The organism is Bacillus sp. XF8 (assembly GCF_017498755.1).
Classification (GTDB): Bacteria; Bacillota; Bacilli; order Bacillales; family Bacillaceae_G; genus Bacillus_A; species Bacillus_A bingmayongensis.
This window is the reverse complement of record NZ_JAGDQK010000033.1, coordinates 53032-68713: the sequence shown is the minus strand read 5'-3', so window position 1 is coordinate 68713 and position 15682 is coordinate 53032. Positions and strand designations below refer to the sequence as shown.

Here is a 15682-nt window from a genome sequence, read left to right as displayed (position 1 = left end):
GCTCCCTCACCTACCGCTTCATTTTTGGATCTAATGCATCACGAAGTGCATCACCAAGTAAGTTAATTGATACAACTGTTATAAAAATCGCAAAACCAGGCGGTATCCATAACCATGGACGTTTTTGGAAATCAATTAATGAGTTCGCAGCACTAATCATATTTCCCCATGATGGTGTTGGTGGGACAACCCCAAGCCCTAAATAACTTAATGCCGATTCGCTTAAAATAGATCCCGCCACACCTAACGTTGCCACAACAATTAATAGCGGAAAAACATTCGGAATTAAATGATGGAGAATTTTGCGAGAATCTTTTAATCCTAATACATCGGCAGCTTGCATAAACGCCTGTTCACGAAGCGTCAAAATTTGTCCTCTAACAAGACGGGCAAGCCCTGGCCAACCTACCAGACTTAAGATAATCATGATTACGTAAAGACGATATTCAGATGGGAGTTTCCATTCAGATAAGATAGCTCCCATAATTATCAGTAATGGTAATCCTGGGATAGACATTAACACATCCGCGATACGCATAATAATATGATCTACAATACCACGGTAAAAACCGGAAATAGCCCCTAATATTGCTCCAAGTATGACAGATAAAACCATCGAAGCTAAACCAATTGTTAATGAAATCCGGCCAGCTTGCATTAATCGTGTTAAAATATCTCGTCCCAATTGATCTGTGCCAAGCCAATGTGAAAAATTCGGTGGTTTATTAATTTGTGTTACTTGTACTGTTCCTTCAGCATACGGCGAAAAGAATGGTCCAATGAAACTAAATAAAAACATAAAAATTAAAACATACAAACCAAACAGTGCTAATTTATTTTTCTTTATTTTCTTATAAGCCTGATGCCATGGTGATGCTTCATTGCCCTTTTTCTGTTCTTTCTTTTTCTTAATTATTGTTGTAGCAGTTTCCATCTCTTCCCCCCCTTACTTCAGCCGAATGCGTGGATCAACAAGCGCATATACAATATCCGCAAAAAAGTTTGCCATAATCGTTAAACATGAAAGAAACATTGTAAATGCCATTAACACTGTGTAATCACGGAAATTCAATGCTTCCAATTGGATACTACCAATACCTGGCCAGTTAAAAATTTGTTCAATAATAATTGCTCCTGAGAACAATCCTGGTAATTCAAATGCAAGTAATGTAATCGCTGGTAAAATCGCATTTTTTAGTGCATGTTTATAAATAACAGCTTTTTCTTTCAAACCTTTTGCACGTGCAGTACGGATATAATCTTGTCTTACGACCTCAAGCATGCCCGTTCTAAAATAGCGCGTTAATGATCCTACCCCAAGAAGCGTTAAAATAAACACCGGTAAAATCATATGTCGTAATACTTCTAATATGTATGTAATGCCAGTCGAATTACTCCCAATGTCAATCATACCGCCAATTGGCAATAAATTTAGATCAACTGCCAATACTTTAATTAGAAATAATCCGATAAAGAATGATGGAAATGACATCGCAGCAAAAACACCAATTGTGACAAGTCTATCAAACCATGAATGTTGTTTTGTCGCTGAAACAACGCCAATAATAAGTGCGAGTATCCAAGTGAAAAATAAAGCTGCCACTGCAACAATAAAAGTATTCCAAATGAATTTATTTAGTAATGATGTCACCGGCTCTTGATATTGCAATGAGAAACCGAAATCACCGTGTAATGCATTGCCTAACCAATGAAAGTATCGCTCAATAATTGGTTTATTTAATCCATATAATTCTCTTAATTCTTGTGCTCGTTCTGGCGTTAACTTTGGATTAGAATCAACATAATCGCCCGGCAGGAGGGCAAATAAGAAAAAGATAATAATAGATGTACCAAACAATGTAGGAATCATTTGCAGAAACCTACGAATGATATATGTCTTCACTTTTTGTCTCCCCAATCATATTTACTTAAAAATAGAAGAACATTTTTTCAAATCAGCATCTTATCACTTGCTGTATGAAAAAATGTCTTCTATTATACCCACTTATCTTTATTCTTCAATTGATAACACTGGTAAGTTTGAGCTAATGCCATCGTATTTTTCTGGATTAATCCCTTTTATTCGAGCATTATAACCATAAAGTAATTTACGGTAGTTTAATAAAATAACTGGTGGATCATCACTTAACTCTTTATATAATTCTTTATAAATTTGCTTGCGCTTCTCAATATCAACTGTTTCTATACCTTTTACAATCAATTCATCCACTTTTACATTTTTATAACCTGTATCATTTTTAGGATTTGTCGACAAGTAGTCAATGACAACTTCGCTTGGATCACTAATACCTGGCGTTGATACAGACGCTAAATCATAGTCACCTTTTCCAAGTTTTGAAAGCATTGTATTAAAGTCCATCAACTCTGGATTAAACTCGATTCCTATCGCTTTATAATTTTCCTTTGCAATTGGAATAAAGATATCATTTGTTTTCCCTGTATTTGATGCATAATATGTTAATTTTAATTTTTGACCATCTTTTTCACGAATTCCATCAGAACCAACTTTCCATCCTGCTTCATCCAATAATTTTTTTGCTTTTTCTACATCATATTCGTATTTATTAATTCCTTCTTCCGTATACGCCCAAGAGACTGGAGCAATTGGTACATTTGCAACGGATCCGTAACCTTGTAAAGCTGTATCTACATATTTTTTACGATCTAATCCATAAATCAGTGCCTGACGTACTTTTTTATCTTTTAAATACGGTTTCTTATTATTCATATAGATATAGGCAATATCACTTGATGATTCCAGATGAATATTCGCAAATCCTAAACTTTTTAATTGCTCAATATTTTCTGGATTCGCTCTAAATCCAGTGTAGTCAAGTTCTCCTGTTTGGAATAACTGGAATCCTGTGTCACCTGATGTAATTTTATAAATGAAATTTTTAATTTTTGGTTTTCCTGCATAGTAGTGTTCGTTCGCAACAAAACGAACTTCTTGTCCTGGAACATACTTATCAAACTTATAAGGACCAGCAGCAATTGGCTGACCATATAATGCTTTCAAATAATCTAAACTTGTATTTTGTTTATAATCTTTTCCATAATATGCTTTAGATAAGACAGGTCCTCCAAGGCTTGTTAACGCTTGAGAATTTACCTTCTCTGTTGTAATTTTAATTGTTTGTGGATCAACTACTTTAATCCCCTCAATAGAAGTTGCTTTTCCTTCTTTATAATCTTTTCCGCCCTTAATTGCATACTGGGAAATGTCTTCACTACCTTCATATGCTTTGTCATGTAACAGCGTTAATGTAAATGCCACATCATCTGCCGTTAATGGTGAACCGTCACTAAACTTTAAATCCTTACGTAAATGAAATGTATATGTTAACTGATCAGCAGAAACATCCCATTTTTCTGCAAGCTCTGGAATTGGTTTTCCTTGCTTATCCCTCGTAACAAGAGAAGCAAAAATAACAGATGTTACGTTGCCATCCCAACCATTATCCTGGAAATATGGTAAGAACACACCACCTGGTTTAGAAATGGCAGTAATGAAAGTATCTTTCCGCTGGTTGGCTTTCTCTGGACTTTTCTTCTTATCTGTAGCTACAATTTTTTCTATCTTTAAATCTTTTAAATCCTGCTGCTTAACTGGTTCCGTCGAAGCTTTATCCTCTTGTCCCCCACAAGCGGATAACACAAGTGAACTACTCAGTAATACTGAAAATACACCAGCCCATTTTTTGGTTTTTTTCTTCATTGTCCCCACCCTAACTTTTTTTAATAATTACACCTTATGAACTGCTTGCCTTATGTATGCCTCCCACAGCAACATTTTTAATAACCTATCGGAAAAGTTGGTTTTAAATACAAAAAAATAGATATTTTATGAGGGGTAACATTCTTATTCCGACTTTCCCGGTAGACTTTATGGTTATTAGCTTATATCGTTCACTATATTTTGTCAATTCTTTCTATATAAATATTTTAAGAATTTTTATGAAATTATTGTTGAATCTTTAATTTGGGTAAACTTAACAATATTCCATTATAATTATCTTCCTGTAATCCTTGTATTCTCGCATTATGAGCAGAAACTTCTTTACTATTATTTAAGAATATAACGGGCGGATCTTCGCTAAGTTCTTGATATAGCTTCTTATAAATTTCTTTTCTTTTCTCAATATCCAATGTTTGTAATGCTTGCGTTGCTAATTCATCCACTTTGGGATTATGATATCCATCATAGTTCCGTTTACTTGTTGAAACGAACTCTTCAATTGTACCACTTGGATCATCAATCATTGGCGTCGACACCATCGCTAGGTCATAATCCCCTTTGATCACCTTCGAAATCATCGTATTAAAGTCCATATATTCTGGATTGAAGTCTACACCAATTTTTTTATAATCTTCTTTCATAACCGGTATCAAAACATCATTCATTTTACTATCAGAAGAAGCAAAGTAACTCACTTTCAATTTCTGACCGTCTTTTTCACGAATTCCATCTGAACCTTCTTTCCAACCAGCTTCATCAAGTAATTTCTTCGCCCTATCTAAGTTATACTCATACTTATTAATGCCCTCTTCTGTATACGCCCAAGAAACAGGAGTAATCGGTATGTTAACAAGTGAAGCATACCCTTGAAAATACGTATCAATGACCTTTTGGCGCTCTAATCCGTAAATAAATGCCTGACGGACACGCTTATCTTTAAAGTACGGTTTCTTATAATTCATTTTAATATAGCCATAGGAACTTCCCGTATACACATTGATATTCGCAAAACCTAATCCTTTTAACTGCTCGACCGTTTCTTCATTTGTTGCAAAGCCATCATAGTCGACTTCACCTGTTTGAAACTGCTGTAGCTTCGTATCACCTTTTGTAATTTTGTAGATAAAATGTTCAATCTTCGGTTTTCCTTCAAAATAATTTTCATTTGCCACAAAACGAACTTCTTGTCCTGGAATATACTTATCTAATTTATAAGCCCCTGCTCCCATCGGTTTTCCGTATAACTCTTTTAAATACTCTAACTGTCCTTGCTTGTACTCTTTTCCGTAATAAGCCTTTGATATAACTTCCCCACCTATAAGAGATAATGTTTGTGCATTTACTTTTTCTGTCGTAATTATAATTGTCTTAGAATCAACAACTCGGATTCCTTCAATGGTATTTACTTTCCCTTCCTTATATGCTTGCCCACCCTTAATAGCTGTCTGACTTATATCTGTTGTCCCGCTATAAGTTGGGTCATGTAATAGTGTTAATGTAAACGCCACATCATCTGCTGTTACTGGAGATCCATCGCTAAATTTCAAATCATCTTTTAAATGAAACGTATATGTCAGCTGATCAGCAGAAATATCCCATTTCTTTGCCAGAATCGGGATTGGCTTCCCTTCCTTATCTAATCCAACAAGTGGTGCAAAAATAGCTTGTGTGATATTTCCATCCCACCCATTTTCCATAAAGTGCGGAAGGAATATTCCTCCTGGACTGGGCATTCCAATTACAAAGGTATCTTTTCTTTCTTTTGCTTTTGCTGGATTTTTTGCTTTGTCACTCGCTTGGATAAATTCATCTTTTACTTTCGGTACGTTTGCTTTTTCATTTGTACTTGCTTCTTCTTGTCCACATCCCACCAGCAGCATGGATGTACTAAAGAGAGTAGCAAGTAAACCAGTAAATACCTTTCGCATTTTTCTCACCCTTACTTTATATTTTCTACCTATGTAACGAAACAACAGACTCCTTTCTGTAACTATTTTTATTTTACCTATAAAAATAGTATGAATTAATTTCAAGATTATTCCTTTTTTTTGACTGTGTCAATCATTCCTTACTATTTTTTACTATAAAGAAACGATTTAAAAATGAGTCTATTATTCAGCGAACGAGCATAGACTACTAACAAACTATCAAAAAGGGGGCGAAAATATGGACAAACTATTCCAATATGTCTTGCACTATGTTGCATTAACACTCATGATAGTCGGGGCATTGTTACTCTTCCCGTTTTTCCCAAAGTTCGTCCTCTTTTTAGCATTCTTCTTTATGCTCGGACTTGCGATTATCATCTCTATGGGAGAAGACGATACACAAAAAGAAAGCAGAGTTCAGCGCGCTAAGCTGTAAACTCTGCTTTTTTCAATCATAACGTATTCTTGTTAAACCAATTACAAAGAATACACCAGCAAATAAAATGAGTATACCAAGATATCCTGCTATATCTACCAAGGTTCCTCCCCTTGCAATCAATTCGGTAAATCCTCGCATTGCCCAAGTTTGAGGAACAAAGTTTGCTACCGTTTGCATCCATTCTGGTTCTATTTCAATTGGCCAGTACAGACCACTAATCATACACGTTGAAACGACAACGATATTACCTAATGCTGATTGCTGCTCCGTTGTCTTCACAATACTTGCTAATAATAACGCTAAACCAATCACTGCTAGCAATAACACTGAAACAAGTGTAATCGTCCCTAACAAATTCCCCCACTGTACATCGAACAAAACATTCGTTAATAACATTAACATCCCAAATTGAATCCAACCAATTAAAAAGAAGGAAAGTATATATCCTCCAAGGATTTGAGCCTTTGAAACCGGTGTTCCTAATAAACGATACCAAACGCCAAGTTGTCTTGATTTTAAAATTGTTCCTGTCGCACTTAGCATCACAATCATTACAAATAGAATCGAAAATCCTGCCGCTCGCCCTGTTACGTTATTCAGCTTCTCCTCTCCGGATATAATGGATTCCTTTTGAAGTGAAACTGGTTCTGCTTTTGTATGAATCGTTTCATACATCTTCTCCCAAGACGTTCCCCCTTTTTTCTCTGAATCCCTTGCTCCCGCTACTTCTACTTCCATCTTTTTCATTGCGCTTTGTAATACTTGCTCTACAGATGCTCCTCCTGTAAAATCAGCGCTTGATTGGAATTTAACCTTCTCTAACTTCCCGTCTGCCATACTCTTTTGAAATTCTTTTGGGATTGTTACAATACCCGAGGACTTCTTATTTTCGATTTTCTGTTTCGCTTCTTCATACGTTACCTTTTCTATAGAAATCAAATCACTTTTCTCTATTTCTTTATAATAGGAGTTAGATAATGTAGATTCATCTTGGTCTACTAAACTAATATTTACTTTCTCGTTTCCACTTCCACCTAAAAGTCCACCAAAAATGAGTGTAAAAATAATCGGCATTCCGAACATGAGTATATAGCTTTGTGGCTTAATTAAGATTTGTTTTAATTCTAACCAACAAAGTGCCCAAACTTTCTTCATTGACTTTCCTCCTATCTTGTACGTAAACGGAATGTTCCAATGATAACGGAAATAATCCCTGCACTAGATAAACTTAAGATAACTGGAATTAATGCATACCATGTTGTTCCCGACATAATATCTAAAAAACTTGTAAGAGCCCATTTATTTGGGGCAATGTTAGCAATTGTTTGAAGGGTATCTGGAAATGCATAGATCGGTAACATACAGCCTCCTAATACTGCTAACAACTGAATTCCGATCCCTCCCATTAAATCTGCTGTTTTTTCCTCACGAATAAATGCTGCAATAAGCATAGATAAACCAGCAACACAAATTGCATAAGCGATCCCTACTACAACAATCTGAGTAATATCTTCACCCCAGTTCACATGAAAGGCATAATGAGTAGCAATTACAAATACCCCAAATTGAATACAAGCAAATAGTAATGTGCCAAAAAATTTACCTAATAAAATAGCAAAAGAACTTGTCGGTGTACTGAATAGCCTTGCTAATGTTTCAGTTCGTTGCTCTGTCACAATAGACTTTGCGCCTACTGTTATGTTAAATAATAAAAACATGACTAACATGGCCGCAGCATAATATTGCATCGCAGCAACTGTTTTTTTGCCAATCGTCCCTTTCTCAATTCCATCCGTATTCGAAGCCGCCACTGTTTGTAAGTTGGCACTTACCTCTTTTGCAACCTGTTCCATATTTCCTGGCTGTGACTGCGCTAAATCTGTTACGATACTCTTAGTAGAAACAGCGATTGTTTGAGCACGTTCCGAAAAAGAATGAATAAGCGATTCCGTGATTTTTGCTTGTATATCTTTTGATGGATCTGTAATCAATTTTGGCTCTTTTAATTTTCCATCCTTGATATGTTCACTCCACCCGTTTGGAATCATAATTCCAACATCAATTTTCTGCTTCCTTAGCAGATTCTCCAGCTCTTTTTGTGAGGTGACTACTTCTACTTTTACATCACCTTTTATTTCCTTTGATTGTAATACATCCTTTTGAAATACATTTGCAAACTCATCCGCTCCTTCTTGATAATAACCAATTACCGTTTTAGGTAATCCGCCATTATCAAATATGTTACTTAGTGCTGATCCTAAAATAGCTGTTAATAAGAGTGGCATAAGTAACATCATCATAAATCCACGCCGATCTATTAAACGAATTTTTAAATCTTTCCATGCAATAATAAAACTTTTCATGTGTTCCTAACCTCCTTAATCACGAAGCGAACGCCCTGTTAACTGTAAAAAGAGAGTTTCTAAATTTGGCTCTTGTACTTCAAGCTTTAAAATTTGCATATGATTTTCTACAACCACTGAAACAACAGTACCGACAGCTTCTCCATTCTTCAATCCAATATCAAGTGTATTTGTATCTTCATCGATGATAATCCGTTCAACAGTAGGGATTTCTTTTAATTTCTTCAATAAATCTTGGCTATAACGATTCAGTTGTAACTTCACCATAAAGCCATCAGCAAGACGATTACATAACTCCGTTTTCGTCCCTGATGCGATTACCTTTCCATAGTCAACAATAGCGATCCGTTCACATAAATACTCCACTTCTTCCATATAATGACTCGTATAAATCACCGTCATACCCTTTTCATTTAATCCTTTTACCGTTTCTAAAATGTGGTTCCGTGATTGCGGATCAATTCCAACTGTCGGTTCATCCATAATTAATAACTCTGGTTCGTGCATAAGTGCTGCACCAATGTTAATTCTGCGTTTCATTCCACCTGAAAATGTTTCAATTTTATCTTTTGCACGATCTTGTAAGCCTACATATACTAGTACCTCGTCTGCCCGCTTCTTTGCAGTAGCTCCACTTAAACCGTACATTTTTCCCCAGAAGATTAAATTCTCTTTGGCGGAAAGCGTTGGGTATAACGCGATATCTTGCGGAACAATACCAATCTTCTTTTTCACATCTAATGGATAGTCTTTTACAGACTTCCCCCCAACTTGTATGTCTCCACTATCGTATGGAATAAGTCCACAAATCATTGATATCGTCGTTGACTTTCCTGCACCGTTTGGACCAAGCAAACCAAATGTTTCTCCTTTCTTCACTTCAAAAGACACACTCTTTACCACTTCTTTCTTCCCAAATGACTTTGTAATATGATCTACGACTAACATGTCGATTCAGCCCCTTTGTATTCATCTACAGTTTCATTGTAAAAAAACATCCTCTTTCTTCCATCTCTCTTAAGATAGAAATGCAAAATAAAAAAGCAGCACAATCTGCTGCTTTTCCTTATTTTTCTATGCCAAAAGTCATGTGTATGTTGTAACACCGTATCTTACTGCATATATAGCTGCTTGCGTCCGATCTCTAAGCTCCAGCTTACTAATTAGATTAGATACATGATTTTTTACAGTTCCCTCTGTAATAAACAATTTCTCAGCAATTTCTTTATTATTTAATCCAAGACCTATTTCTCTTAATACATCTATTTCACGCTCTGTTAATTGTTCCATTTGCCTTGGCTTACTTTTCTCCGATATTTCTACTACTTTTGTTCTTTTTAGTTCCTTCACAATTTGCGCTGTTATATCTTGAGGAAGAACGGCGCCTCCTCCATGGACCGTCAATATCGCCTGAACAATTGCATCCGTCTCCATATCTTTTAATAAATAACCGCTCGCTCCTTGTTCTAATGCTTCAAAAATAAGTTCACTATCATTAAAAGTCGTCAGCATAAGAACCTTCATATCAGGAAACCTTTCTCTTATTAAACGAGTTCCTTCAACACCATTTATACGAGGCATTCGAATATCCATCAAAATAATTTCAGGGTGTAATTGTTCCGCCTTTTGAACTACTTCATCCCCATCATTCGCTGTTCCCACCACCTCAAGTTCTGGACGTAAATTTAATAGCATTGCTAAACCATCACGAATAAGTGATTGATCATCAACGATCATAATACGAATCATACTGTTCCTCCTATTACCCACGTCTTCTCCTTAAGTGGGAACTCAATCTGCAATCGAAACCCCTTCTCTTTTTCACTCTCAAATCGAATGATCCCCCCATGCTCTTCTACACGTTCTTTCATATTCATTAGTCCAAAACCTGGACTCACTTCATTTACACCGACACCATTATCTGAAATAGATAACATAACTTTTTCGTCCAAACAAACAAGTCTAACTTCACACGCGCTAGCTTTTCCGTGTCGCTTCGCATTTGTTAATGATTCCTGTATAACCCGTAGTAAAGGAGGATGTAATGACAGTGGAATCATAACTGGATCACCTTGTAAATGAAATGTTACTTGTACTTTCGTTACCTTTGAAAATTCGTTTAGCATTTCACGCATATTCTCTATTATATTTCCTAAGTTTTGTTCCTCTTTCAATGTACGAACCGATGCCCTTACTTCTTGCAGAGATTTTCTAGCTAATTCATGACATGTATGTAAAACTTCTTCTGTAACTTCCGACTTTTGCTGCCATAAAGCCTCAGCAAGCTGCAATTGAACAAGTAAAGCCGTCATATTATGACCAACTGTGTCATGAATTTCTCGGGCAATATCGTTCCTCTCCCGAACTGTAGTTAATTCCTCTACTTCTTTTGCATAAAGCTGCAACTGTTCATGTGCTTCTTTTAGAGCTGTATGTGATAATGTCAATTTTTCATATTGATCATCAACAGTTTGGCGAGCTACTGTAAGTTTTTTAATTAAGTTTCCCGCTAAAGCACTGAAGACAATGAACATAAAATTAATGGCATTTTCCCAAATCCTTATCTCTCCAGTATACCAATATGTATATAGTAAAATAGCAAACCAGCATACAAAGAAAAAACTCACAAAAAAATATACGACTACTTTCCGCTGTGTATTCATAAATAACCCTACTGCATCAATCCCAAATATAATTAAATATAAAGATGTCTGTGGAACTAAGAATCCTAATAGGGCTGTAATTACCCCATTTGAAAGTAATATATATAAATTACGCCGCTTCCCTTGATGTGATTGCATAAGTAGAATGTGATTTACAATGTAAACAAATAATGAAAAACCAACGAAGATTTTCAAGTCTACTGTTTCACGTGAAACATAAATCATATATACAATACAAATAATAACAATCGTAATGATACGCGCATACCCTAACATAAGGCCCCCCTCATATTTTTTAACTCTCATTTTAAATTACGCCCCTGTTTTGAAAATCATATTCATAATATAACGAAAGGGAAATTATAACAATGATGAACGAAACGCCCCTCCATTCCCATAAAGAAAAGCAAGCCTCCTTACTCACATACTACGAGAGGATAACTTGCTTTTCTTTTACTTATTCCATCATACTGTCTAATCTGTTATATAATTCTACACGTAATAACTCTTTCTCTGTTTTTTCTTTATATAGCTGTTCTAGCACTTCAACATCACGTTCGTCTTCCATTGTACACTCCAGCGCATATATATCTTCTTCTATATGCATAAGCTTATTTTCAATCCCTTCTACATCACTAGATTCCTTCTTCTTTACATTCATTACTTTTATTTTTGGAACCTCTTGCTGCTCTTGTTTCACTACTTGATTCTCTATTCTTTCTGCCCATTTCTGACGTGCCCAAGCATAGTTCCCTGCAAACTCAAACAATTTATGCTCAGCAATCCAATACGTTTTCTCAAATAACTTATTTAAAAAGTAGCGGTCATGTGAAACAGCAAGGATTGTTCCATTATATTGTTCGAGTGCTTCTTCCAACACTTCCCTCGATTCGATATCAAGATGATTTGTGGGCTCATCTAACACAAGGAAGTTTATATCTTGATACATAAGCTGTGCCAAACGTAATCTCATTCGTTCACCACCGCTAAGTTGATTGACCTTTTTAAAAACAGCTGGGCCATAAAATAAAAAGCGAGCTAATATGTGGCGAGCTTCTCCTTCTGTTACAGCTACATGCTCCCGGAAAGCTTCCAGTACATTAGTTTTTATATTTCCATACGCATGCTGTGATAAATAACCGATTTTCACACCACTACCGATTCGAATCTCGCCAGTATCTGGTTTCATTTCCTCCAATAACAATTTTAATAATGTTGTTTTCCCTGTACCGTTACGCCCAACAATAGCCGCACGCTCTTGAAAACGAACATGTAAATTCGCCCCCTGGAATAAAGAACGCTCAGCAAAACTTTTGCCAACTTCCTTCATTACAATAACGTCTTTTCCACTTCTCTCTTGTCCTTCAAACTGAAGTCCCATCTGTTTTCTTTCTATAATTGGCTTCTTTAACTTTTCCATCCGTTCTAAAGCGCGCTCCATATTTCTAGCCCGTTTATGCAGTCCTTCATTCGGAGGATTCGCTTGATTCGCCCATTCTTTTAGGCGCTTAATTGCTTCTTTCATTTTCTTTATCTTCTTTTGCTGTTCCTGATAAGATTGGAACTCTTGCAGTAGCCTTTCCTCCTTTTCTTTCACAAATTGCGAGTAATTAGTATAGTACACGTGAAGTTCGCCATCTTCTAAATCAAAAATTTTCGTAACGACTTCATCTAGAAAATAACGATCATGTGAAATCACAATAACTGTTCCTGTATACTCTTTCAAAAATTGTTCAAGCCACTCCACTGCAAATAAATCTAAATGATTTGTTGGTTCATCTAACAGGAGTAAATCTGGTTTCTGCAATAGCATATAGGCGAGACTCACCTTTGTTTGTTCTCCTCCACTTAACTGCGTAAAAATACGTGAAAATAGCTCTGTTACTTGTAGACCATTTGCTACCTTCATGATATTCGCTTCTATTTCATAGCCGCCCAAGAACGCAAATTGTTCCTGTACTACTCCATATTTCTCCATTAATTTTTGTAAATCAGCTGGCTCTTGTTCCTCTGCCATACGTTTCTCTAAACTACGCATTTCTATTTCCAATTCTTTCTCTTTTACAAAAGCAGAGCTTAATACATCGTATACAGTCGCTTCACCAGCAAACTTTGGAATTTGTGCTACATGACCAATACGTGTCCCTTTCTTCATATGAATTGCACCAGCATCTATATTCTCTATTCCTGTTAACAACTGAAAAATTGTGGTCTTCCCACTACCATTGCGGCCAACTAATCCAATGCGTTCGCCGTTCTTTATTTCAAGCGATATATTTTCAAATATGATATTTCCACCAAAAGATTTTGTTATATTGTTTACACTACAAATTGTCATTTTCCGTACTCCTTTCAACGTAAAAAACCATGGGGAAAGAAACTTTCCCCATGGTTTTTGGCATAGAAAAAGGAAGCTAAATAGCTCCCTTTTCACACGTCTTATAAAAATGGGTGAAGAGATTTCTATCGTTCAATAGCTACTATGCAATTGCTAAAAAAGGGCATACGTATCCCGTTGGCAACCACATCATGAAAAATCGCACGACAAAAATAGAGGAAATCTAAAAATTTTGCGCGCACAGCTAAAGAACATTTCATCTCATTCACTCCTTTCGTACGAAATTTGATACTTACTTCTTTATTATACTTCCCCATTTAATGTTTGAATAGTCATTTTTCTGAAAATAATGAAGATAGACTAAACATTTCAACAAATTACATCCAATCTTACAAAACTGTTATGTTCACGTAATGGAAAGCGATAGTACGAAATGAAGCCTCCTTATACAATAAAGATGTAAACAAGAGATAGACAAAAGGAGAAAATAATCATGATGAAAGAAATCGTAAAAGCAATCTTCGAAGTGTTAGTAAACGGACAAGCAGTTGTAAAAGAACTAAACCAACTATAAAAGGAGGAATAAAAATGATGAACATGGTAAAAATGATTCTCCACGCTTTAATTGATGCAAAAGCAGTTAGCCAAGAATTAAATGAACAATAAAAAGGGGAAAACGAATATGAAGAAAGCCATTTTTACAATTGTAGGTACAATCTTTGCCTTACACACACTAAAAAATAGAAAAAAGAAACAGAATGAAAATACTCTATATTATCTATATACATTATTACAGAAAAAATAAAAGACAAGATACCCATGTGCAATTAGGATATCTTGTCTTTTGTTTTTTCTATTAAAAATTGTTGTTCCTTCTCCTCTTCTCACTACAAAGGATTTCCCTTTCCTTTTCACGAATATAGTAGACGGGAATTTTACATATATTTTCAAAGGGGCATATACGAATGGATACACAACAACTTTATTTTTTAAATGATATTGGAAAACAAAAACCAGAAAGTATTCGCAATAAAAGCACCGCTTGTCCTTTTTGCGATACAGAAAACCTCACTGATATTTTAGACACCGAAAATTCTATCATCTGGTTAAAAAATAAATTTCCAACATTGAAAGATACGTTCCAAACAGTTCTTATCGAAACGGATAATTGTGATGATCATATCGCAACCTATACACAAGAACATATGCAAAAATTAATTCGTTTCTCAATTAAACATTGGCTCGCTTTAGAAAAGAGCAATGAATTTACTTCTGTTATTTTATATAAAAATCACGGTCCATTTTCAGGGGGAAGTTTGCACCATGCGCATATGCAGATTATCGGAATGAAGTATGTAGACTACCTGGAAAACATAGCACCTGAAAACTTTCAAGGCGTAATCGTAAAAAAAGACGAACAGATTGAACTTAATATTTCTACACGGCCAATTATCGGCTTCACCGAGTTTAATATTGTCATTGAAGACATGAAATCGGTCGATATGATAGCACACTATATTCAGCAAACTGTGCGTTACATACTAACAGATTTTCATAAAGGATGTAGCAGCTATAATTTATTCTTCTATCATCTCCATGAAAAAATAGTCTGTAAAGTTGTTCCTCGTTTTGTTGTTTCACCATTATATGTCGGGTATAAAATCCCTCAAGTTTCTACAAAGCTAGAAGATGTGAAGCAACAACTCGCACGATATTTTACGAGGAAAGGTGAGTAAAAATGAATTATATTGCTCGAAAAGCTACTATAAAATGATATAGAGTCATTAATTGATTTATGCGTTTTCTTACTTAAAGAAGTAGATGAGCTGCATTCATATGAAGAGGAAAGTTCTTTCAGACGCGCTACAGAACAATATTTACAAGTTGAAATACAAACAGGAAATTTTATCGCTTATATAGCTACCGTCAATGAAGAAGTTGTTAGTATAAGTGGAGTAACTTTCTTTCATCGGCCACCTTATATAGAAAATTTAGAAGGCAAGGAAGCCTACATTTTGAACATGTATACTCTGCCGAAATACCGTGGACATGGTATAGCCAAAAAATTACTAGAATACTGCTTAGAGGAATGTAAAGAAAACGGCGTAAAACGAATATGGCTTCATTCGTCTAAAGATGGTGAACCGCTATACAAAAAATAGGCTTTACTAATAAACAAAATGAAATGGAG

Annotated in this window: 15 protein-coding genes; 4 read left to right on the top strand and 11 right to left on the bottom strand. The window is 35.5% G+C overall.

Translation table 11 applies throughout. The features are described 5' to 3' along the window. Positions 1-10 precede the first annotated feature (10 nt). The 4 genes from opp4C to J4P91_RS19490 all read right to left on the bottom strand — a co-directional run bounded on the left by opp4C (position 11) and on the right by J4P91_RS19490 (position 5688). Positions 11-934 (bottom strand): oligopeptide ABC transporter permease, encoded by a 924-nt coding sequence (gene opp4C / locus J4P91_RS19505; RefSeq protein ID WP_207995476.1) that lies wholly within the window; start codon positions 932-934, stop codon positions 11-13. Positions 935-946: 12 nt separating this feature from the next. After that, positions 947-1903, bottom strand: a complete 957-nt coding sequence (locus J4P91_RS19500) for an ABC transporter permease (RefSeq protein WP_207995475.1) — start codon at positions 1901-1903, stop codon at positions 947-949. A gap of 108 nt (positions 1904-2011) precedes the next feature. Continuing rightward, the gene (locus J4P91_RS19495) at positions 2012-3739 is read right to left on the bottom strand and encodes an ABC transporter substrate-binding protein (protein WP_207995474.1); all 1728 of its coding nucleotides are present in this window, start codon (positions 3737-3739) and stop codon (positions 2012-2014) included. 245 nt (positions 3740-3984) lie between these two features. After that, positions 3985-5688 (bottom strand): ABC transporter substrate-binding protein, encoded by a 1704-nt coding sequence (locus J4P91_RS19490; protein ID WP_207995473.1) that lies wholly within the window; start codon positions 5686-5688, stop codon positions 3985-3987. Between the two features lie 238 nt (positions 5689-5926). Between J4P91_RS19490 and J4P91_RS19485 the strand changes: the two genes are divergently transcribed. Further along, positions 5927-6124: a hypothetical protein gene (locus tag J4P91_RS19485; protein WP_207995472.1), complete on the top strand. Its 198-nt coding sequence runs from the start codon at positions 5927-5929 to the stop codon at positions 6122-6124. Between the two features lie 12 nt (positions 6125-6136). Here J4P91_RS19485 and J4P91_RS19480 read toward each other — a convergent pair whose 3' ends face one another. The 7 genes from J4P91_RS19480 to J4P91_RS19450 all read right to left on the bottom strand — a co-directional run bounded on the left by J4P91_RS19480 (position 6137) and on the right by J4P91_RS19450 (position 13751). Next, entirely contained in the window at positions 6137-7282 is a 1146-nt protein-coding gene (locus J4P91_RS19480; RefSeq protein WP_207995471.1) for an ABC transporter permease, read from the bottom strand. Between the two features lie 11 nt (positions 7283-7293). Beyond that, on the bottom strand, positions 7294-8490 hold the full coding sequence (locus J4P91_RS19475; protein WP_207995470.1) for an ABC transporter permease: 1197 nt from the start codon (positions 8488-8490) through the stop codon (positions 7294-7296). Between the two features lie 15 nt (positions 8491-8505). Further along, a complete protein-coding gene (locus tag J4P91_RS19470; protein WP_207995469.1) occupies positions 8506-9438 on the bottom strand; it encodes an ABC transporter ATP-binding protein in 933 nt (310 codons plus the stop codon). Between the two features lie 138 nt (positions 9439-9576). Beyond that, a complete protein-coding gene (locus tag J4P91_RS19465; protein ID WP_207995468.1) occupies positions 9577-10239 on the bottom strand; it encodes a response regulator in 663 nt (220 codons plus the stop codon). Further along, entirely contained in the window at positions 10236-11429 is a 1194-nt protein-coding gene (locus J4P91_RS19460; RefSeq protein WP_207995467.1) for a sensor histidine kinase, read from the bottom strand. Before J4P91_RS19460 ends, J4P91_RS19465 begins: the two co-directional genes overlap by 4 nt. A 181-nt stretch (positions 11430-11610) precedes the next feature. Continuing rightward, positions 11611-13491 (bottom strand): ribosomal protection-like ABC-F family protein, encoded by a 1881-nt coding sequence (gene abc-f, locus J4P91_RS19455; RefSeq protein WP_207995466.1) that lies wholly within the window; start codon positions 13489-13491, stop codon positions 11611-11613. 125 nt (positions 13492-13616) lie between these two features. Beyond that, on the bottom strand, positions 13617-13751 hold the full coding sequence (locus J4P91_RS19450) for an RAxF-45 family protein (RefSeq protein ID WP_279538669.1): 135 nt from the start codon (positions 13749-13751) through the stop codon (positions 13617-13619). A gap of 422 nt (positions 13752-14173) precedes the next feature. On the opposite strand from J4P91_RS19450, the gene J4P91_RS19445 reads away from it, so the two are divergent. The 3 genes from J4P91_RS19445 to J4P91_RS19435 all read left to right on the top strand — a co-directional run bounded on the left by J4P91_RS19445 (position 14174) and on the right by J4P91_RS19435 (position 15653). Then, positions 14174-14296 carry a spore coat protein B gene (locus J4P91_RS19445; protein ID WP_207995464.1) on the top strand — a complete coding sequence of 41 codons (123 nt, stop codon included), beginning with the start codon at positions 14174-14176 and terminating at the stop codon, positions 14294-14296. A 160-nt stretch (positions 14297-14456) separates the two neighbouring features. Then, the gene (locus J4P91_RS19440; RefSeq protein ID WP_207995463.1) at positions 14457-15227 is read left to right on the top strand and encodes a DUF4931 domain-containing protein; all 771 of its coding nucleotides are present in this window, start codon (positions 14457-14459) and stop codon (positions 15225-15227) included. A gap of 39 nt (positions 15228-15266) precedes the next feature. Beyond that, positions 15267-15653 carry a GNAT family N-acetyltransferase gene (locus J4P91_RS19435; protein WP_307802548.1) on the top strand — a complete coding sequence of 129 codons (387 nt, stop codon included), beginning with the start codon at positions 15267-15269 and terminating at the stop codon, positions 15651-15653. The last annotated feature ends 29 nt before the right edge of the window (positions 15654-15682 follow it).